The sequence below is a fragment of the Halococcus thailandensis JCM 13552 genome, from assembly GCF_000336715.1.
GTDB lineage: Archaea > Halobacteriota > Halobacteria > Halobacteriales > Halococcaceae > Halococcus > Halococcus thailandensis.
The window spans coordinates 64,811-83,655 of sequence record NZ_AOMF01000163.1 but is presented as its reverse complement, the minus strand read 5'-3'; the positions used below and the strand labels follow the sequence as shown (position 1 = coordinate 83,655).

General features: G+C 66.3%; 18 protein-coding genes. 9 read left to right on the top strand and 9 right to left on the bottom strand.

Features of this window, described 5'->3' with window-relative positions; all coding sequences use genetic code 11:
- Window position 1 precedes the first annotated feature (1 nt).
- Complete coding sequence (locus tag C451_RS13335) at window positions 2–289, bottom strand: hypothetical protein (RefSeq protein ID WP_007741335.1); 288 nt, start codon at window positions 287–289, stop codon at window positions 2–4.
- A gap of 111 nt (window positions 290–400) precedes the next feature.
- Window positions 401–1,216, bottom strand: a complete 816-nt coding sequence (locus C451_RS13330; protein ID WP_007741333.1) for a manganese catalase family protein — start codon at window positions 1,214–1,216, stop codon at window positions 401–403.
- Between the two features lie 198 nt (window positions 1,217–1,414).
- On the opposite strand from C451_RS13330, the gene C451_RS13325 reads away from it, so the two are divergent.
- The 3 genes from C451_RS13325 to C451_RS13315 all read left to right on the top strand — a co-directional run bounded on the left by C451_RS13325 (window position 1,415) and on the right by C451_RS13315 (window position 4,110).
- Window positions 1,415–2,230 (top strand): aldo/keto reductase, encoded by an 816-nt coding sequence (locus C451_RS13325; RefSeq protein WP_007741332.1) that lies wholly within the window; start codon window positions 1,415–1,417, stop codon window positions 2,228–2,230.
- A 99-nt stretch (window positions 2,231–2,329) separates the two neighbouring features.
- The gene (gene purD, locus C451_RS13320; RefSeq protein ID WP_007741331.1) at window positions 2,330–3,628 is read left to right on the top strand and encodes a phosphoribosylamine--glycine ligase; all 1,299 of its coding nucleotides are present in this window, start codon (window positions 2,330–2,332) and stop codon (window positions 3,626–3,628) included.
- On the top strand, window positions 3,628–4,110 hold the full coding sequence (locus C451_RS13315) for an acyltransferase (protein WP_007741330.1): 483 nt from the start codon (window positions 3,628–3,630) through the stop codon (window positions 4,108–4,110). Before purD ends, C451_RS13315 begins: the two co-directional genes overlap by 1 nt.
- Before the next feature lie 304 nt (window positions 4,111–4,414).
- On the opposite strand, the gene C451_RS13310 is transcribed toward C451_RS13315, so the two are convergent.
- A complete protein-coding gene (locus C451_RS13310; RefSeq protein ID WP_007741329.1) occupies window positions 4,415–7,138 on the bottom strand; it encodes a DNA-directed DNA polymerase in 2,724 nt (907 codons plus the stop codon).
- Between the two features lie 90 nt (window positions 7,139–7,228).
- On the opposite strand from C451_RS13310, the gene C451_RS13305 reads away from it, so the two are divergent.
- From C451_RS13305 to C451_RS13295, 3 genes are all read left to right on the top strand, one after another.
- On the top strand, window positions 7,229–7,576 hold the full coding sequence (locus C451_RS13305) for a DUF7322 domain-containing protein (RefSeq protein ID WP_007741328.1): 348 nt from the start codon (window positions 7,229–7,231) through the stop codon (window positions 7,574–7,576).
- A gap of 24 nt (window positions 7,577–7,600) precedes the next feature.
- Window positions 7,601–8,023: a DUF7346 family protein gene (locus C451_RS13300; protein ID WP_007741327.1), complete on the top strand. Its 423-nt coding sequence runs from the start codon at window positions 7,601–7,603 to the stop codon at window positions 8,021–8,023.
- Between the two features lie 165 nt (window positions 8,024–8,188).
- Window positions 8,189–9,244, top strand: a complete 1,056-nt coding sequence (locus C451_RS13295; RefSeq protein WP_007741325.1) for an AI-2E family transporter — start codon at window positions 8,189–8,191, stop codon at window positions 9,242–9,244.
- A 300-nt stretch (window positions 9,245–9,544) separates the two neighbouring features.
- On the opposite strand, the gene C451_RS13290 is transcribed toward C451_RS13295, so the two are convergent.
- Window positions 9,545–10,492: a glycine betaine ABC transporter substrate-binding protein gene (locus C451_RS13290; protein ID WP_007741324.1), complete on the bottom strand. Its 948-nt coding sequence runs from the start codon at window positions 10,490–10,492 to the stop codon at window positions 9,545–9,547.
- Window positions 10,493–10,674: 182 nt separating this feature from the next.
- Window positions 10,675–11,481, bottom strand: a complete 807-nt coding sequence (locus tag C451_RS13285) for a DUF7388 family protein (protein ID WP_007741323.1) — start codon at window positions 11,479–11,481, stop codon at window positions 10,675–10,677.
- 246 nt (window positions 11,482–11,727) lie between these two features.
- Here C451_RS13285 and C451_RS13280 point away from each other — a divergent pair, with 246 nt between their 5' ends.
- The 3 genes from C451_RS13280 to C451_RS13270 are packed head-to-tail and all read left to right on the top strand — an operon-like array spanning window position 11,728 to window position 14,976.
- Window positions 11,728–12,219, top strand: a complete 492-nt coding sequence (locus C451_RS13280) for a CBS domain-containing protein (protein ID WP_049913123.1) — start codon at window positions 11,728–11,730, stop codon at window positions 12,217–12,219.
- Window positions 12,220–12,268: 49 nt separating this feature from the next.
- Complete coding sequence (locus C451_RS13275; RefSeq protein ID WP_007741319.1) at window positions 12,269–14,641, top strand: penicillin acylase family protein; 2,373 nt, start codon at window positions 12,269–12,271, stop codon at window positions 14,639–14,641.
- Window positions 14,638–14,976, top strand: a complete 339-nt coding sequence (locus C451_RS13270; protein WP_007741318.1) for a hypothetical protein — start codon at window positions 14,638–14,640, stop codon at window positions 14,974–14,976. Before C451_RS13275 ends, C451_RS13270 begins: the two co-directional genes overlap by 4 nt.
- 90 nt (window positions 14,977–15,066) lie before the next feature.
- Here the strand turns inward: C451_RS13270 and thiD are convergent, their stop codons facing one another.
- The 4 genes from thiD to tenA are packed head-to-tail and all read right to left on the bottom strand — an operon-like array spanning window position 15,067 to window position 18,784.
- Complete coding sequence (gene thiD, locus C451_RS13265) at window positions 15,067–16,413, bottom strand: bifunctional hydroxymethylpyrimidine kinase/phosphomethylpyrimidine kinase (RefSeq protein ID WP_007741317.1); 1,347 nt, start codon at window positions 16,411–16,413, stop codon at window positions 15,067–15,069.
- Window positions 16,410–16,556: a hypothetical protein gene (locus tag C451_RS22650; RefSeq protein ID WP_161605864.1), complete on the bottom strand. Its 147-nt coding sequence runs from the start codon at window positions 16,554–16,556 to the stop codon at window positions 16,410–16,412. The genes thiD and C451_RS22650 overlap by 4 nt, the downstream gene beginning before the upstream one ends.
- Window positions 16,553–18,103, bottom strand: a complete 1,551-nt coding sequence (locus C451_RS13260; protein ID WP_007741316.1) for a sodium:solute symporter family transporter — start codon at window positions 18,101–18,103, stop codon at window positions 16,553–16,555. Before C451_RS13260 ends, C451_RS22650 begins: the two co-directional genes overlap by 4 nt.
- Entirely contained in the window at window positions 18,104–18,784 is a 681-nt protein-coding gene (gene tenA, locus C451_RS13255; protein WP_007741315.1) for a thiaminase II, read from the bottom strand.
- Window positions 18,785–18,845 lie beyond the last annotated feature (61 nt).

The following is an 18,845-nucleotide window of genomic DNA, read 5'->3' as shown; positions in this document are numbered from 1 at the left end:
CTCAGCCGTCGAGTTCGGCCGTCAGCCGCTCGATGTGGACGACCTCGGCGTCGTTCTGGACCATCTCGATGACCGACCCGTGGCGCGAGACGTCCGTCTCGATCCCGGTGATCGAGACCGCGTAGCCTGCATCGAGCGCGCCCTCGACGAACCCGATCGCCTCGCGCGGATCCAGGTTTTCGAGCGCGACGGTCAGTGGGCTGCCGGCAGCACTCTCGTCCGCCTCGTCGAGTCGTGCGGCGGCCTCTTCGAGCGATCGGTCACTCATGTCGATGGTCACGTCTGCCATATCGTCACCTCTCGCTCGGACGGTATAAAGACGTGGCAGGCGCGCTCGTCGTTTCTATCCCGCCGCGATCACGCTCCGATGCCTGACCCTGAACGGGAACCTGGACGACGGCTATTCCTGGTTGATCTCGTTGTGCATCGCGTCGATGACCTCGTCGAGGTCGGGTTCGCCGCCGCCGGGCTGCTCGCCGTAGGAGAACTCGCCGTTGCCGTCGATCGACTCGCCCTGCGTCCAGCGCTGCTCGGGATCCGGTCGGTCCTCGACGTGCGTGGACATGAACTCGTAGTTGTGCTCCTGGTTTTCCTTCTCCTGGGGGAAACTGTTCGGAACAGGGACGTGATCGTCCATCGTCTCGAGCGCGGCGTGCCACTGGTTCTGGTGCATCGTATCGCGCGCGATGAGATACGAGAGCATGTCCCGCATTCCCTCGTCGTCGGTCATTTCGTAGAGGCGCGTGGCGAGCAACCTGCCCGTAGACTCGGCCATCACGTTCGCGTACATATCGGCGGCGAGGTTGCCGCTGGCGACGACGTAGCCACCGGAGAAGGGTGCGCCGTTCGAGTCGACCGGCATCGCGTGGAGCCCCGCCGAGAGCGCCTGTCGAGGCTGGCCGCTGTCCATCATCTCGGCGATGACCGGGTCCTCTCGGGCCTCCTCGCGCTGTGCGTTCGAGGCCCCCTGGAGGTTCTTCGCCACGGCGGTCGAGAGCATCTCGATGTGGCCGAGCTCCTCGGTCGCGGTCTCCATCAGGAGCTGGCGATACTCCTTTTTCTCGGCCGGCACCGCGAAGGCCTGGAACATGTACTGGAGCGCGACGCGCATCTCGCCTTCGGCCCCGCCGATCGCCTGCTGGAGCATCTTCGCGAAGCGCGGGTTCGGCTCCTCGACTTCCACCTCGTACTGGAGTTCGTCGTCGTGATAGAACATCGGTGTTGACCTCACTGAGAACACGATCGAGAGCCGAATAGCGGTCGTGCCTGCGAGTGCAACCGACCGTGATGGCTCGGCCGAACGGCAATTCCGCAGTGATCACTCGATGTTCGCCTCGCTCGTGTTTCCCCCACACTTCTTCGTCCTCACCACCGACCCCGACAATCGTTTGACTGTCGCCCGCGATGCCGGAGTATGAGACACGTCACGGTCGACGGTGTGGACGTCCCCGCGCTCGGCTTCGGTACTGCCGGTATGGACACCGACGAGGAGCGCCAACAGGCCGTCGAAGCGGCGCTCGCGGCCGGTTATCGACACATCGACACCGCACAGATGTACGACAGCGAGTCGGCGGTCGGGGCGGCGATCGACGAGTCGGACGTCGCGCGCGAGGAGCTGTTCGTGACGACGAAGCTGACACGGGACAACCGCGCCCACGAGGCGGTCGTCGACTCGACGCACGACAGCCTCGATCGGCTCGGCATGGAGTACGTCGATCTGTTGCTCATCCACTCGCCCAATCAGAACGTCCCTCACGAGGAGACGCTCGACGCGATGGACGAACTCGTCGATGAGGGTCTCGTCGAGCATATCGGCGTCTCGAACTTCTCGGTCGAAGAGACACGGAACGCGATCGACCACTCGACGGCACCGATCCTCACCAACCAGGTCGAGTACAGTCTCACCGATCACCAGCCCGATCTCCTCCCGTTCTGCATCGACGAGGAGGTGATGCTCACCGCCTACAGCCCGCTCAAGCTCGGCTCGGCACTCGAAGACGAGGAGCTCGTAACCATCGCCGAGACGCATGGAAAGACGGTGCGGCAGGTCGCGATCCGGTGGCTGCTCCAGCAGCCGATGGTTTCGACGATCCCGCGGTCGTCGAACCCCGATCACATCGAGCGGAACAGTGCCGTCTTCGACTTCGAACTCGCCGACGAGGAGATGAGACGACTCTTCGAGATCGGCGGCGGTATCGACGAGGAACTTGCGACAGCGATCGATCTCTGAGCCGTCCTGCTGTCCACTCGGACGATCGATCGCGTCCCCGCGATCCGAATCAGTCTGTGAAGGACAACGCTTAGGTCGCCCGCGCCGGCCCCACTGCACATGCACGAGACCGTGCTTCTCGTCGGTGGCGGCGGTCGCGAACACGCCATCGCGCGCGCCCTCGCCGACAGCGACGCGGAGCTCTACGGCTGTGCGGGCACCCGGAACCCGGGGATCGCCGCCCTCGCGGCGGGGTTCGAGACGCTCGACACGACGACCCCGCAGGCCGTCGTCGCTTACGCCGAAGGGGTCGACGCGACGCTCGCGGTCGTCGGTCCCGAGGCCCCCCTCCAGGCAGGTGTCGCCGACGCGCTCGCCGAGAGCGGGGTCTTCCCGTTCGGTCCGAAAGCCGACGCGGCGCGCATCGAGACCGACAAGGCCTATCAGCGCCGGTTCATGCGCGAGCACGACATCCCCGGCTGTCCCGAGTTCGCGACGTTCGACGTCATGGAACGGGCCTGCGAGCACATCGACGACAGCGACGGCGATCTGGTCGTGAAACCCGCCGGCCTCACCGGCGGGAAGGGCGTACGTGTCATCGGCGAGCAGCTCACCCCTGCGGAAGCGAAGGAGTACCTCCGCGAGTCGAAGTACGACCGTGTCGTGCTCGAAGAGCGCCTCGTCGGCGAGGAGTTCACCGTGCAGGCGTTCGTTGCCGACGGCGACGTGCGCACGACGCCAGCCGTCCAGGATCACAAGCGTGCCTACGAGGGCGACGAGGGGCCCAACACGGGTGGAATGGGGAGTTACAGCGCCGCCACACGCGAACTCCCGTTCATGACCGAGGCGGACTACGACGCGGCCGTGTCGATCATCGAGGAGACGGTCGACGCCCTCGACGACTACACGGGGGTGCTCTACGGCCAGTTCATGCTCACGGCCGACGGACCGACAGTCGTGGAGTTCAACGCGCGCTTCGGCGATCCCGAGGCGATGAACACCTTGCCCGTGCTCGACACCGACTTCCTCGACGTTCTCACGGCGGCCCGCGACGGCCATTCGCTCCCCGAACTCGCCTTCGACGAGCGGGCGACCGTCTGCAAGTATGCCGTGCCGGCGGGCTATCCAGAGAATCCCGACGCGGGTGCGAAGGTCGGGATCGACTCCGAGAGTGCGGGTGACGCGCTGTTGTTCTACGCGAGCGTCGACGAGCGCGACGACGGCGTCTACACGACCACCTCGCGAGCGTTCGCCGTCGTCGGACTCGCCGAAAGTATCGAGGAAGCCGAGCAGATCGCGGCCGATGCGCTCGATGCGGCCGACACGGACGGTCTGCGGGTGCGCGAGGACATCGGGACGGCTGATCTCGTCGAATCCCGGATCGGTCACATGGCCGAGCTGCGTGGCCACGAGGGCTGATGGGCCGTCACGATCGCCTCACAGTGCATTCGACGCCGGGACGGCGGAACTCGCTGTGGCACTGGCCCGACGCGAAGAGCGCGTGGCGGATCATCTACAACTACGTTCTCGTCCTCGTCGCGCGCATCGCGCCCTCACTGCGCGTCAAGAACTGGGCGCTCCGGCGCATCGGCGTCACCGTCGAACGGGGCGTCTCGTGGGGTCTCGAAGCCACACCCGACGTTTTCTGGCCGGAGCTGATCACCCTCCGCGAGGACGCCATCGTTGGCTACGACGCGACCCTGCTCTGTCACGAGTTCCTTCAGGACGAGTACCGAACGGGAGAGGTCGTCGTCGGCGAGCGCGCGATGATCGGCGCGGGGGCGATCGTCCTCCCAGGTGTCGAGATCGGTGCCGACGCGCGCGTGGCCGCGAACTCGCTCGTGGCCGAGGACGTTCCGGCGGGCGCGACGGTCGCGGGTGTGCCAGCGATCGAGCAGTAGGAAGCGATTGCGGCTGCGGTCCGCGACCGCGTTTTGGTAGTGGGCGACGCCTGGTGTCTGCGGTCGCAGAGCGACCGCAGGCTCAGGGGAGCAGGCTCTCCTGGTGGATGAAGGGCGAGGCCGCGAAGCGGCCGAGGGCTTCGGCGGAGGCGGTGCAGTTGCGGTGTGAGCGTGTAGTGTCCGCGCGAGCGTAGCGAGCGCGGTTCGCCGCGAGCGACCAGAGGGAGCGAGCGGGAGTTTTTGATGAACCTTTTTGCAAGGGGTTGAGCGCCCGCAGGGCGCGATCCCCCCGCAGTAAAAAGGTTCAGGTGAAGCTCCCGAGCCCGGTCTGTGTCTGGCCGGATTTGACCTCGTTCCAGGAGATGTCGAGTGCTTCGAGAACGCGCGCGATCGGGCCCTTGAGCGTCTTGTCGAGCATTTTCGGCCAGTCGATGGCGAACTCCTCGGGAATCTGGTCGGCGTACTCGAAGCAGATGACGCCGTCGCCGTTGCTCACGTCGCGTTTGAACTCGCGGTAGAGGTCGTCCTCGGCGATCTCGGGCTGGTCGGATTCGATGCGTTGGAAGAAGCGGTCGTCGACGCGGTCGAGATAGAGCCGTTTGGGTTTGCTGCCGCGTTGGAAGTTCGTTCCCAGGAGGAGGTTCGCGTATTTCGCGCCGCGGACCTGGGCGGTGTCGGTGTCGTAGTTGCCGAGGCGTTTGCCGATCCCGCCGGGGACGCCGACCTCGTCGATGTCCACGTCGCCGTCCTCGAACCGTTCGATGACCTCGCGGACGTAGCGCTTGACGTCGTCCAGATCCTCGCCGTGGACGATGCGGTCGATCACGTCGTGCTGGACGTTCTTGGTGATCGGGGCGATGTCCGAGCGCTTGTACTCGAAGCCCGTGATGTCGACGTCGTCGACGTCCTGGCCCTCTTTCCAGACGATGTGGCCGGCGTAGCGTTTCTTCTTGCCTGCCTGGAAGAACCGGCGGTAGAGCTTCTCGAACTCGATCTCGAAGCGGTGCTCGTCGGCTCCCAACTGCTCGCTGGCGAAGGCGTCGTAGGAGTCGTTGATGTGCGACTCGATGGTGCCGGCCTGCTCGATGGCCGATTCTTTGGCGACGTCGCCGCCGAGTTCGAGCATGACGCTGTCAGTGTCGCCGTACGCGACCTGATAGTCCAGTTCGTTCGCAGCGTCTTCGGTGTGCTCGATGACCTCGCGGCCGGTCGCGGTCACGGCCGCGCCCATCTCGCGGTCGTACAGCCGGAACCGTTCCCACCCGAGCACCCCGTAGAGGGAGTTCATGATGACCTTGACGGCGGCCTGCTGGCGGTCGAACCGCTCGTACGCCCCGCTGCCCGGACTGTGGTCGGCCCGCCGGGCCTTCTTCTCGTCACGCTCGGCGAGCAGCTCGTCGACCATCTCCCGGATGATGCCGTCCGGCTTCTTCCGGAAGTGAGTGCCGTTGGGCGCGTGATAGGTCTCGCCGTCGTAGTTCTCGGGATCGACTTTCGTCTCCGGGCTCGCGTTCGTCGTGACCATGCACATCGGATAGAGGCTCTTGAGGTCGAGCACCGCCACCATCTCCCTGACTCCGGTGATGGGCTCGAACACCGCGCCACCCTCGTAGTCCTCCGCCTCCTGCTGGCCCTTCGACGGGAGCGCGAACTTCCCGTGAGCCTCGTGGAGGACGTACATGTCGACCGTGTCACCCGGCGTCGTGGCGTCCTCGAGCTTACACCCCACGAACGAAGCGACTTCCTGCCAGAACGGGATCACGTCCTGCTGGCGGTCGATCTCGACGCAGAGCTCGACGTCCCGAAGGTTGTACTCGAGCAGCCGTTCGGGGTTCTCCTCCCAGAGATCGCCGATCGACCCTGCATACCGCTCCTTGCCGACGCCGAGTTCCACCTCACCGACGGCGTCGAGTCGGTAGGAATCGAGCTCGGAGAACTGCGTGCGCTGGTAGGCGTAGAGCAGGTCGAAGACGACCCGGCCCTTGACGTCGGGGCCCTGCCAGTCCGAGCGCCAGACCTCGTTCACCCGCGAGAGCCGGTTCGGATCGAGATCGTGACTCTCACAGTCGGCCCCGCCGAGCACCTCCAGTCGATCGAGGAGATAGGGCGCGTCGAAATCGGTGAAGTTCCACCCCGTCAGAATATCGGGATCGGTGTTCTGGATGTAGTCCAGAAACGCAGCGAGCATCGCCTCTTCGCTGCCGTAGCGGTTGACGACGGCGTCGATCTCCTCCTCGATCCCCTCGTACCCGTCGAGTTCGTCCGGGCCGATCCCCTCGCTAGCCTCGTAGAGCCAGACGACGTACTCGTCGGTGCGCGAGTCGTGGCTCGACAGACAGATGATCGTCTCCTCGCCGTCCTCGGGGAAGCCTGAGCGGTCGTCGACCTCGATATCGAAGGTGCAGACGCGCGCGTCGGCCTCCATCTCGGTCGCTTCGACCTCCTCGTGGGGAACGACGAGCGCGTCGTCGCTCGCGCGGCGTTCGGGGACGCGAACGCCGCCGCCGATGTCCTTGTCGATGAGAAACCGGTTCGGGAAGAGGATGTCCGCCTCGTAGTGATCGAACCGATCGCGGATCTGGCCGACGTCGCGCGGTGTCTGGCCGAACACTTTGGTGAGTTTCTCACCTCGGATGCTCTCGTACTGTTCGCCGTTCTCGTCGGTCTCCTCCGAGCCGGTGATGCGGTCGTGATCGAACTCACCATCCAGGTTCGCCGTCGGCGCGTAGAAGTACGGCCGGAAGCCGTGGACGCGGACGTGTTCGGCCTCGCCCTCGTCGGTTCGCCCGAAGACGTGGATGATCGGCGTCTCCCGTTTGCCCGATCCCTCGATGGTGTAGTCGACCTGCGTGACGGCGAGATCGAGTGTCCCATCGGGGTCGGGGTAGCGGCGGGCGCTCGGATCGACGAGTTCGGCCTCGTCGCCGCCGTCGCCGGCGACCGTCCGCGCCGCCGCTGCCGCCGTCCCTGCGGCCGCCGTCTCGTCGGCGGCGCTGTCCCCAAGCGTCGCCTGCTCGGTCCCGGTCATGACCGCCCTTCGCCACCATCGGTAAAAACACCGGCGGTCGGCCACGACGAACCGAAACACGGTTGTTCGCGACGACACGATGTCGATACCGTGTCCGACGATCCCGTCGACGGCTCGATCGACCGGTTCGAGCCGGACGAGCCGGACCCCGAAGCCGAGTACACCCCCGAGACGCCGTCGGTGTCGATCCCCGACGCGACGAAGGACGTTCCCTCGGTTTCGATCCCCGAGATCGGCGACACCGACGTGCCACCAGGGCTGGCGCGGGCGTTCTGGGGTGCGGTCGTCGCGGTCAACATCGGCCTGTTCGCGATCTCTCTCGGTCTCATGGTCGGCGTCTTCCGCGGCCAGTGGCAACTCGGTGCGACCGCGATCGCCCTCGGAATCGTGGCGCTGCTCTCGGGCTATCGCCGCTACCGTGCCTATCAGAACCGCTAACGGGACGCGGTTCCAAACGGCGCCATGCAGACCGTTCGTACCGACGACGGCGACCGCTATCTCCTCGTCCGTCGCTCCGGCGAATCGAGCCGCGTGCGCGATCCCGTGACCGGCGAGGAGCGCAGCCTCGCCACCGACCGCCTCGAAGCCCTCCCCGAGGAATCGGCACTCGACACGGCCGCCAGCGCGATCTCGGAGCCGGTTCGCCGACTGATGAGCGCCGTGCCCGACGACCGCGCGCTCGGGCTACTTCACGAAATCGACGTTCGCGGGCCGGTCGCGGTCCGCGATCTCCTGGCGTACGATCTCTGTGAAAGCGATCTCCACGGTCTCTGTGGAGAGTTCCGGGCGGCTGGACTGATCGAACCCTGTGAGGTCGCCGGCGAGCGCGGCTATCGGACGACCGCCGACGCGAGCACGGCGCTTGCCACACTCCGTAAGGAGTGAAGGACTGTCGTGTGTGGGTTCGACAGTGATCGTCGATCGATCGGTGATCCGTCCGGCGATATATGGCGAACCAACGATCGTGCTATCACGACGGGACTGAAACACGACCATCGCGCTGGGGGAGTAACCGCACATAGTTTAGTGGCAGCCGCGAGGACCATCGGCATGGAACTCGATCGAGGAGTGCTCGCCGCGGCCATCGTCGTCTTCGCGGCGCTCTCGTTGCTGGTGGTTCTCCCGCTCGCTCAGTACGTCCTGCTCGCGCTACTGCTCGGCTACGTACTCTATCCGCTGCAGAGACGCCTCGCTCCGCGGATCGGTGCGCGCATCGCCTCGGGATCGCTCATCCTCGCGACGGCGCTCGTGGTCTTGATCCCACTCGGAACGGTGATCACGATCGCCGCGCGGCAGGCGTTGCAGGTCTATCGAGCCATCCTCTCCGGCAACCTCGGAGTCGACACCGTCGAGCAGTTCATCGGCGAGCAGTTCGGCGTCGCCGTCGACGTCAGTCGATTGCTCGGCGAGTTCAATCCGAACGAGCTCGTCAACGTGGTCGAGGGCAGCGGCGGATCGGCGCTGTTCGGCAGCGTGATGAAGGTCTTCGGCGGGCTCTCGGACGTCGCCCTCGGTCTGACGGTGTTGCTCTTTCTCACGTATTACCTGCTCGTCGACGGCTCGGCCTCGATGCGCTGGCTACGGGGTGTCTCTCCGCTGTCCGACGCCGCCTGGTCGGAGTTCGTCGAGCGCGTCGACCAGCTCGTGTGGGCCGTGATCGTCGGCAACGTCGCGGTGGCGGTCGTCCAGGGCGTACTCACCGGTATCGGATTAGTAGTGCTCGATTTCCCGAGTGCCGTCTTCTGGACGGTCGTCACGGTGGTGCTCGGACTGCTGCCGCTCATCGGTGCGTTCATCGTCTGGGCACCGGCGGCGGCCTATCTGCTGATCATCGGCCGTCCCGTCGCCGCCGTGGTGCTGTTCGTCTACGGGGCCACGGTCGTGAGCCTCTCCGACAACTACCTCCGACCGGTCATCGGCGGCCGCGAAGCGGGTCTCAACCCCGGTCTGTTCGTCCTCGGCATCTCCGGTGGACTGTTCGTCTTCGGTTTTCTCGGCGTGTTTTTCGGTCCCGTCGTTCTCGGGGTCCTCAAGGTGGTCGTCGAGCTGTTCGCCCGCGAGCGCGCACCGACACGTTCGGGAAGTGGAGGGCGGCGCGCTAGCTGATCGTCGATTGGGTTCCGATATTCGATCCACAGTGGTCTGACACGGTTCGATACCCATCGCGCACGAACCGACGAATACGACCGGCGTATATACAACCTTGAGTCGTCATGGCTCATCTCTTTGGCGGATGGCTGTCTGCATCCGGGTGGGAACACGGCACAGCGGAGGACGGATAGTTCATGGGCCTCCGCAGCGCGTGTCTCTGGCATCACCGCGCCCCCGTGTCCCCGGCGGCCGCCGCCGAGCGACCCTGGTCGATCGTTCCGGACCGACTTTCAGCAATCGAGTCACAACGCTCCGCTAGAGCAGTCCAACGGCCCGGAGATGTTCGCGGGCGACCGTCTGTGGGCTACGATTCTTCAGGCTCACCTCTCCGTTGAGCCGCATTATCGTCTCGGTGTCGTCGAGCGTCGGCCCGATGGCGTTGAGTGGCGCGCGCATGGCGGGGTTCTCGGCCATCGTCTCGCCGTTGATCAGCGGTGCGGGGTTGTATGGCGGGAAGAACCGCTTGTCGTCCTCGATCGTCTGAAGTCCGTAGCGGCCGATGTTGGGATTGGTGCTGAAGCCGACGCCGACCTCGGCCCCGCTGGTGGCGATCACCTGATAGGTGAGCGACGGCCCGACGCTGCGGATGTTCAGCGTTTCGAGCGATTTGTCGAACCCGTAGTGGGCTGCGAGTCCCGGCCAGCCGTCGGGTCGCGTACGGAACTCCGGTCCCATCACCGTCGTAAAGTCCGTGTTACCCTCGTTGACGTGCTTTGCGAACTCCGACATCGTCCGGACGCCCGTTTCCTTCGCCCATTCGGGCGTGGTGACGAGGATGTAGGTGTTGTTGTACGGCGCACGGTTCAGATAGACGAGATCGTGTTCGCGCTGCATCTTCCGTTCGACGGCGCGATAGAGCTTCTCGGGGTCGGCGATGACGCGATCCTTGATCGGCGGGAGCGTCGTCCACGCACCGCCGGTGTACATCCAGTAGAAACCGACCTCGCCGTCCTTCGTCGCCCGGAAGTTCATCGGCGTGCCGCCGAGCGCCGTCTCGTCGATCACGGTGAGATCGGTGTTCGCCCGCAGCGATTCGAGCGCCATGTAGCTGAGCAGGATGCTCTCGGGGTAGCGCGCCGAACTCACCTTCACCGTCCCCGAGCGCGTCGCGCCGAACACGCTCGTACAGCCCGCCGTCGCACCCATTCCGGTGACTCCGACCGCTGCGCCGCCGGCCTGCAACAGTTCGCGGCGCGTTCTCATCGTCGCCCCGCGAACGGTGTTCGTCCGACCGATGCTCGCTCGTGCCCGCTGGCCATTGAGAATTCCATGAACCCGCGCTCCGATTGGCGAAGAATATCGCCAATCGTGTATATTATTTGAGCTTGCAGGTGAAAGGGTCCACCGGTGCTGGCGTGGACTCGACCCGACGCGAGCGCCGGTGATCAGCGGCCGAGCGCCGCGGGACCGCGTGCCGGATAGCCGACGAGCGTATCGACGCCAGCCGAGCGGAGTTCGGCGACGCGTTCGTCGATTGCGTCGTCGGTGCCGACGAGCGCGAACCGCTCGATCGCCGAGAGCAGTACCGAACGGGGTTCGCCCGTCGCCCCCGAATCGGTCCGTATCCCGTCGGCGGCGGTCGCGACGTTCTCGCGCGCATCGTCGAGGGCGGCGGCGACCGAACCCCGACGGGCCACGTAGTCGCCGAGTGCATCGAGGAGAACGTCCTCGTCGGCGCTGCGCACGACGGGGGTGTAGACGGCGATCCCGTCGTCGAACCCCGCCGCGCGGAGCGCGCGCACCTCACGGACGGTCGTCGGCGCGAGCAGTTCGAACTGGGTGCCGCCGGCCGCCAGTGCGACCCGCCCGATCCCCTCGGTGCCGACCCAGGCTGCCGGCGCGCGCTCACGGGCCGCACCGATCCGCGGAGCGATGGCACGCGTTCGCTCCGTTTCAGTGAGGTAGGCAGGGTTGCCCGCGACGAGCACGCGGCCGATGGGCTCGGGGAGCGTCGCCGAGAGGCCGTCGTCGCCGAGCGGGTCGAACCCGTCGGCACGGACCGGCGTCGTGACCGATAGCGCCGTCTCGCGAGCGCGGTCGGCGAGCAGTGCTGGCTCCGGGAGGTGTTCGCGCCCCTCGTAGTCGACGACCGCGTGCTCGACGTCGGTGAGATCGACCGATGCGACGTCGATCTCGGTCGGCTTGAGCGCGACGGCGTCGAACCCGCTCGCGAATGCGCCGAGATCACTCACAAGCGATCACCAGCCGGAGTCGAAGAACAGGGTTGCAGCGACTATCGCGGAACACGATCCATCGTCTGTGCGACCATACCGGTTCTCGGTCGATCGAGGCTCAAAACGCCGTCGGTTCGGACGGTGTGTTCCCGACGGATTCGCCCCGGACGAGCCGTGGCGTTCGTCGAAACCGTGACGATCGCTGCCGGTGAGCGCGCGTGCGGACACCGCAAGAGCTACGACCGCGCCGCGAGGCGTTCCTCTATGTCCGTTCGCGCGCGTGACATCATGACGAGCGAGGTCGAGAGCGTCGGTCCGGACGAGGAGATCAGCACCGTGCTGACGCGGCTCTCGCGGGCCGAGTTCAATGGGTTCCCGGTCGTCGACGACGGCCGACTGGTCGGCATCGTCACGCAGGGCGATCTCGTCGACCTGTTCCAGCCGAGCGATCGCACGCTCTGGATCCCGATCGGCTTCCCGCCGTTCATCGAGCCGATCGACTACGCCTTCGATTTCTCGTGGGACGATCTCGACGTCAATCTCGATCTCGCCAAACACGCCGGCAAACCGATCAGCAGCGTGATGACGGAGGACGTCGTCACCGTCGAGCCCGACGCCAGCCTGGACGAAGTGCTCTCGGTGCTGGCCGACGCAAAGCGCGACATCAACCGCGTGCCGGTGATCGACGACGAGGAGATCGTCGGCATCATCACCCGCGAGGATCTCCTGCGGACGCTCGATCGCGAGCGCGAGTAGCCCGCCCGGGCGCTCGTGGTTTTATATCACGGGCCATCCAGGGTCGAATATGGCACGCGAACTCACGCGCCGCGCGCTCGTCGGGGCGATCCTGGCGGGCGGCGGCGCGGTCGGTGCGCTCTCGCCAGTGCGTGGCTATCTCGAGCGGTTCGCGCCGCTCACGGGCTCGGCCTGGGATTCGACCGAACGCGAAACGAAGACCGTCGAGAGCCCGCACGGGAGCGCCACGGTGCGCTACGACGACTACGGAACGCCCCACATCGACGCCGAGAACGAGGACGCGCTCTACTTCGCGGTCGGCTACGCGCAGGCACGCGATCGCGCCTTCCAGATGGATCTCCAGCGCCGGCAGATGCGCGGGCGGCTCTCCGCGGTCGTCGGCGACGCGACGCTCGATTCCGACATATTTCACACGAAGATGGACTTCGACGGCGCGGCGCGGGCGAACGTCGCGCTGCTTGAAGACACGAAGGCAGGAAAACTCACCGAACGCTACACCGAGGGCGTCAACGCGGTGCTGACCGACGATCCCTCGGCGATCGAGTTCTCGCTGCTCGAGTACGAGCCCGAGCCCTGGAAACCGGTCGATACGATGTTGCTCCAGAAGCAGATCGCCTGGACGCTCACGGGGAGCTTTCGAACCCTTCGAAAGGCGCTCGTCGCCGATCGATTGGGAGACGAGGCGGCGCGCGAACTCTACCCCGATCGTTTCGATCACGACTCGCCGATCATCCGCGGGCAGCGCGCGGAGCGGTCATCGAACGGATCGTCCAGTCGATCGGCGTCAGGAAAACACGCCGTCGATCCGAGTTTCGTCGACTGGCTGAGCAGCTACGAATCCCCGGCGGGGATCGGCTCGAACAGCTGGGTCGTCTCGGGCGAGCAGACGAAAAGCGGCGCGCCGATCGTGGCGAACGACCCGCATCTGAGCCTGATGAGTCCCCCTGTGTGGTACGAGATGAACCTCCGGACCGACGACGTGAGCGTACGCGGGGTGACCTTCCCCGGTGTTCCGTTCGTCGTCATCGGCGAGAACGACGCCGGTGCGTGGGGCTTTACCAACACCGGCGCGGACGTGATCGACTTCTATCGGTACGACACGCGGGATGGCCAGTATCGCTACAAAAACGAGTGGCGCAACTTCGACACCGAGCAGCACGAACTTCCCGTCAGCGACGGTGAGAACCGGACGGTGACGGTGAAAAAGACCGTCCACGGGCCGGTCATCGAGCGCGAGGGCAGTCGCGTCGGCGTCGCCTGGACGGGCTTATCGGCAGAGCGGACGCCACAGGCGATCTACGAATACAGCCACAGCGACGGGCTCGACGACATGCTCGATTCCACGAAGAAATTCGACACGCCGACACAGAACCTGGTCTACGCCGACCGCGACGGCAACACGCTCTACTCGATTACCGGACGGATCCCGATTCGCACCGTGGACGGGGAGGAGGTCTCCGGAGCACGGATTTTCGATGGCTCCGCGGGCGAGGGCGAGTGGCAAGGGTTCACCCCCTACGGGCGCTCCTCCTGGGAAGGATTCATCCCGTTCGACGAGAAACCGGGCGTCGTCAACCCCGATTACATCGGGACGGCGAACCAGCGCATCGTCGACGATCCGGCGCATTACATCGCCGAGGCGTACTCCGACCCCTACCGCGGCATCCGGATCTACGACCTGCTTGATCAACGGGCAAAGTCGGACAAACCGATCGACCGAGCGTTCGTGAAGCGCATGCAGCACGACACGCTCGATCTCCGGGCGCAAGCGCTCGTCTCGCCGCTCGTCGCGGCCACACGCGACGCAAACGACACCGACGAACTGGATCGATACGTCGACGCGCTCGACTCCTGGAACCACCGGATGGAGCGCGATTCAGTCGCGGCGCTCGTGTTCGCGCGCTGGTTCGAGCAGTACCGCGAGGCGACGTTCGGTCCGGAGTTCCGCGCTGCCGGCCTGGATGAATCCTACTTCCCCGCCGACTGGGTGCTCCAGCATCTCGATCGGGAGAACCGATGGTTCGGCGCGGACTCGCGCGCAACGGTGATGGTCGAGGCACTCCGGGAAGCCGTCGCGACGATCGAGGACGAGGGCGAGGAGCGATACGGCGACTACAACACCACCGGCGCGATGGACCACCCGCTGGGCCTCGACTTCCTCGGCTATCCTGCCGCACCGACCGACGGCTCGCGCGCGACGGTGAACAACTACGCCGTCGAGAACCCCACCGGCAGCAGCTGGCGGATGGTCGTGCCGATGGCCGGCAACTCCCAGGCGATCCTTCCCGGCGGCAACTCGGGGGACTACTTTTCGCCGCACTACGACGACCAGCTCCGAATGTGGGCCGACGGCGAGTACAAGTCCATGTCACGGCAGCTCCGCGGGAACCCGACCTATACTTTCGAGCGAGGGGACGAATGAGCGCCACGAGCCGCGTACGGACGGCGATCGACGACGAGCGCGTCCGGTGGCTGGCGATGGTCGCGGCCATCGTGATCGGACTCGCCGCGAGCGCGTTCCACTGGGCCGGTTTGTTCGTGGGTGGCGTGCTCTGCGGGGCGGTGGCCGCCGATCGTCGGCGGGCGCTGCTCGCCGGCTTCGGCTTCGGTGTGCTCGTCTGGCTCGTCTTCGCGCTCTCGTTGGCCGCGAGCGGTGATTTCGGTGCCTATCTGGCGATGGGGCAGATCACCGTCGTGAGCGTCGTCATCCCGATCGCGACCGCGACCCTCGGAGCGCTTTCGCGCTGGCTCGTGTAGCAAGCGAGAACCCTCCGCAACGACTCGGAACCATCCCACGAATCACGACCAGCCGCCAACTCGAACGATCGACGTGTTGTTCGCGAAAAATCAGATCGCGTCGGCGAGCGCCAGCAGTCGCTCCTCCAGAACAACTGGCGAGGCTGCGAACAGTCGACAGATCACTTCCTCGCCGACCGCACCGCGATCGAACACCGCGTCGGGGACCGTCTCTCGATCGTCCATCGCCTGCTCGACCGCCCACACCGCCGACTCGCTTCTGGATTCGCCGGTCGAATCGCTGTCGGATTGGATCGTTCGATCGACTTCGACGGCATCGAACTGGTCTGTGACGGCTTCGGCCACTGCGTCGTCGAGGCGGACGGTCGCGGCAGCGACGACCGAGTGATCGTGCTCGCGAGCGGCGAGCAACGACCGGGCGACGTGATCCGATGTACCGAATCGGGGACAGCCCACGGCCGCCACGCCGTCGGCGGTCCGGTGGAGTCGGCCATCGACCGCGGCCACGTCGTCGCCGTCCATCGCGTAGGGCGTGGCGACGGCGACGTTCAGCCCGACCTCGGGTACGAGCGCGTCGATCTCGTTTTCTTCGATCGTCTCGACGAGTGCACGCACGTCATCGAGCACGTCGGCGCGGGCAGCGTCGTCGTATAGCCCGGCGAGGTGGTTGACCGGTCCGTCGCCGCTGCCGACGGCGAGCCCGTAGCGAACGGCGCGGTCGATGAACCGCTCGGCGTGCTCGACGGCCGCCGGCATCGTTGCTCCGCCGGCGAGTTCGGCGGCGATCGCAGCCGAGATCGTGCAGCCGCTGCCGTGGGTGTCGTCGGTGTCCCGGCGCGCCTTGCGGAACGTGTGGGTCTCGCCGTCGGTGGCGAGCACGTCGACGAGTTCGTCCTCGTGGAGATGGCCGCCGGTCACGAGCACCGCGTCGGGGCCGTCGGCAGCGATTGCCGCGGCGGCCGCGCGCATGTCGTCCTCGTCCTCGATCTCCATGTCGGTGAGCACCGCCGCTTCTGGCAGGTTCGGCGTCACGAGCGTCGCCTGTGGAAGCAACTGTTCTTTGAGCACCGTCTCGGCCTCCGCGGCGAGCAGGCGATCGCCACTCTGGGCGACCATCACGGGATCGACGACGAGCGGGAATTCGTGCTCCGCCAAGCTATCGGCGACCGTCTCGATGATGGCTGCCGAGCTGAGCATGCCCGTCTTCGCCGCGCTGACGGCGAAGTCGTCCGCGACGGCGCTGATCTGTGCCGCGATGGTCTCTGCCGGGACGTCCTCGATCGCTTCGACGCCGCGCGTGTTCTGAGCGGTGACGCTCGTCAGGGCGCTCGTCCCGAAGACGCCGTGTGCCTCGATCGTCTTCAGATCGGCCTGGATGCCGGCCCCGCCGCCGCTGTCCGATCCCGCAACCGTCAGCGCGACGTCACGCTCCGTCATGGGTTCACCTCGGCTCCCGCCGCCGAATCCGTTTCGGCCCGCGCGCCGCGGGCGAGCATCACGAGGAGGAAGGCGAAGACGACGGCGACCGCCGCCAGACTGCCCCAGACGAGCAGCGCGAACGCGAACCCGCCGAGGATCATCGCTCTACTCCCTGGGATTCCATCCCGTCGTTCGCTGGTTGCCCGCCGTCGGTCACGGGACCGGCCGTATCGTCCAGCGAGTGGACCTCGGCCGCGAGACTATCGAGATCGAACCGGCCGTCGGACAGCCGTGCCGCGAGCAGCGAGAGCAGGGCGGAGACGCCCGCCGCGCCCGCGAAGGAGTGAATGAACGAACCGCCGGGCAGCAGCGATCCGACGACGGGCAGCCCAACCAGCGCGCCGTGGAACGTCGGGAAGTAGGCGAGTCCGACGACCAATCCGGCGACGCTGGCGAGCAGGACACCGCGCTCGGTCGCACGGCCGGAGTAGAGGCCGTGCAGGAATGGAATAAACGTCGCCGCGCCGAGGAGGTCGGCGAGCAAGAACAGTTCGAGCACCGAGTAGCCCTGTGCACCGACCGCGATGGCCGCGATCGCGACGACGACCGTCAGCGCGCGGGCGGCGTACTGGAGCGTTCGCTCGTCGGGGTCGTCGAGCACGCGTGAGAGGTCGGCGGTGACGATGCTCGCGATCCCGTTGAACAGCGTGTCGGTCGTGCTCGTGACGAGCAACACGACGAGCACGACGACCCCGAGCGTCGCCCACTCGGGCAACGCTGCGGCGATGGCGACGAACAGCGCGACGCTCGGGCCCGCATCGCCCATCAGTCCGAGCCCGGCGGCCGAAACGCCGAGCAGCCCCGCCAGCATGATCATCGGGACGGTGACGACCGCCGCGATGGCGAACCCGCGCCGGAGCGACGTATCGTCGGCAGCGGCGAAGACGCGCTGCCAGCGGCCCTGATTGAAGACGCTGGAGCCGGTGATGGCGATGACGACGTAGCCGCCGAAGGCGAGTCCAGGCACGAAGCCGAGATCGAGCAGATGTGGGTTCGCGCTCGCGATCGCTTGGTGAATGGCACCGGTGCCGCCGAGGCCGACGACGACCGCCGCGAAACTGAGCGTGAGCAGCGGCAGGATCACAAGTGTTTGGACCGTGTCGGTGAAGATACTCGCCACGAGTCCGCCGTAGCCGGTGTAGACGAGCACGAAGCCGCCGATGATGGCCGCGGTGATCCAGGGTGGCACGTCGGCGACGAACGCGAGCGCGTCCGCGGCGGCCGTCATCCCTGCCGCGAGCGAGATGAACATGTAGAAGACGGCTATCAGGAGGGCATAGCCGTACATCCACGCGCCGTAGCGTCCGTAGACGTACTCGGTCAGCGAGTGGCCCTGCGGGAGATACTCGCGCAGGCGGACGCCGACCGAGATGAAGAGGACTAATGGAACGGCGCTGCCGATGGCGTAGCCGCCGACCGCCGCGAGCCCGCCGAAGCCAGCGCCGGCCTCGGCGGGGCTGAACAGGATCCAGGCACCCATGCCGGAGGCGATCAGCGTGGCCGCCGTCGTTCCCGTATCCGCCGAGTTGCGCGCGCTGATGTAGTCCTCGACCGAGAGCATGCGCGTGCGCGAGTGGGCGACCCCGAGCGCGGTCATGGCCGCGAGCACCGCGACCGTGACTCCGAGCGCGAGCGCGGTCGCGACCACTCAGACGACCTCCTGCCGGCGTTCGTGCGGCCAGGCTTCCTCGGTGTAGGCCATCTCCCAGAAGGCGTGTTCGAGCTGCGTACAGCGCCGGAAAGCGGCTTCCATCTCGTCGCGGAGCGACGGATGGCGCTCGGCACAGCGATCGACCAGCTCGGTCATCCACGCCACCGACTCGCGGAACTCGTCGCTGGTGTACTTCTCGATGAACGGCGTGTAGCGGTGGTCACCGTCGGCGCGTTCGGCCATGTGCTCGGCGATGTCGAGGTAGCCGCGCCCGCAGGGATAGATCGCGGCCGCGCCGACGCCGAGCGGGCGCTCGGTGGCGGTCCGTAGCAGGTAGTTAGTGTAGGCGACGCAGGTGGGGACCTTCTCGACGCTCGCGAGGTCCTGGGGCGTGAGCCCGTAGTCGGCGGCGAACTCCCGGTGGAGATCCATCTCCTCGTCGACGATGTTGCCGGCGACCGCGAAGCAGTGTGCCATCGTCTCCTCCTCGCGCGCTTTCGTCCCGAGCACGGCGAAGGTCTGAGCGTAATCGTGGAGATAGCGGTAGTCCTGCTCGACCCACGTCCGGAACGCCGCTTCGTCGAGGGTGCCGTCGGCCAGTTCGCGGATGAACGGGTGGTTCTTCTGGGCGGTCCACAGCTCCGATTCGGTCTCGACGAGATGGTCGCTGAAACTCATCAGGGAAACGCTACGGCCCCCGACTCATATAACTATCGAATAAAACCAGATTATATTTCGA

Coding starts and splice junctions, on each gene's coding strand:
- C451_RS13330 (WP_007741333.1), bottom strand. CDS start 1,216: ATGTTCTATCACGACGACGAACTCCAGTACGAGGTGGAAGTCGAGGAG.
- C451_RS13280 (WP_049913123.1), top strand. CDS start 11,728: ATGTCCGTTCGCGCGCGTGACATCATGACGAGCGAGGTCGAGAGCGTC.
- C451_RS22650 (WP_161605864.1), bottom strand. CDS start 16,556: ATGATCCTCGGCGGGTTCGCGTTCGCGCTGCTCGTCTGGGGCAGTCTG.
- purD (WP_007741331.1), top strand. CDS start 2,330: ATGCACGAGACCGTGCTTCTCGTCGGTGGCGGCGGTCGCGAACACGCC.
- C451_RS13295 (WP_007741325.1), top strand. CDS start 8,189: ATGGAACTCGATCGAGGAGTGCTCGCCGCGGCCATCGTCGTCTTCGCG.
- C451_RS13300 (WP_007741327.1), top strand. CDS start 7,601: ATGCAGACCGTTCGTACCGACGACGGCGACCGCTATCTCCTCGTCCGT.
- thiD (WP_007741317.1), bottom strand. CDS start 16,413: ATGACGGAGCGTGACGTCGCGCTGACGGTTGCGGGATCGGACAGCGGC.
- C451_RS13275 (WP_007741319.1), top strand. CDS start 12,269: ATGGCACGCGAACTCACGCGCCGCGCGCTCGTCGGGGCGATCCTGGCG.
- C451_RS13315 (WP_007741330.1), top strand. CDS start 3,628: ATGGGCCGTCACGATCGCCTCACAGTGCATTCGACGCCGGGACGGCGG.
- C451_RS13290 (WP_007741324.1), bottom strand. CDS start 10,492: ATGAGAACGCGCCGCGAACTGTTGCAGGCCGGCGGCGCAGCGGTCGGA.
- C451_RS13325 (WP_007741332.1), top strand. CDS start 1,415: ATGAGACACGTCACGGTCGACGGTGTGGACGTCCCCGCGCTCGGCTTC.
- C451_RS13310 (WP_007741329.1), bottom strand. CDS start 7,138: ATGACCGGGACCGAGCAGGCGACGCTTGGGGACAGCGCCGCCGACGAG.
- C451_RS13270 (WP_007741318.1), top strand. CDS start 14,638: ATGAGCGCCACGAGCCGCGTACGGACGGCGATCGACGACGAGCGCGTC.
- tenA (WP_007741315.1), bottom strand. CDS start 18,784: ATGAGTTTCAGCGACCATCTCGTCGAGACCGAATCGGAGCTGTGGACC.
- C451_RS13335 (WP_007741335.1), bottom strand. CDS start 289: ATGGCAGACGTGACCATCGACATGAGTGACCGATCGCTCGAAGAGGCC.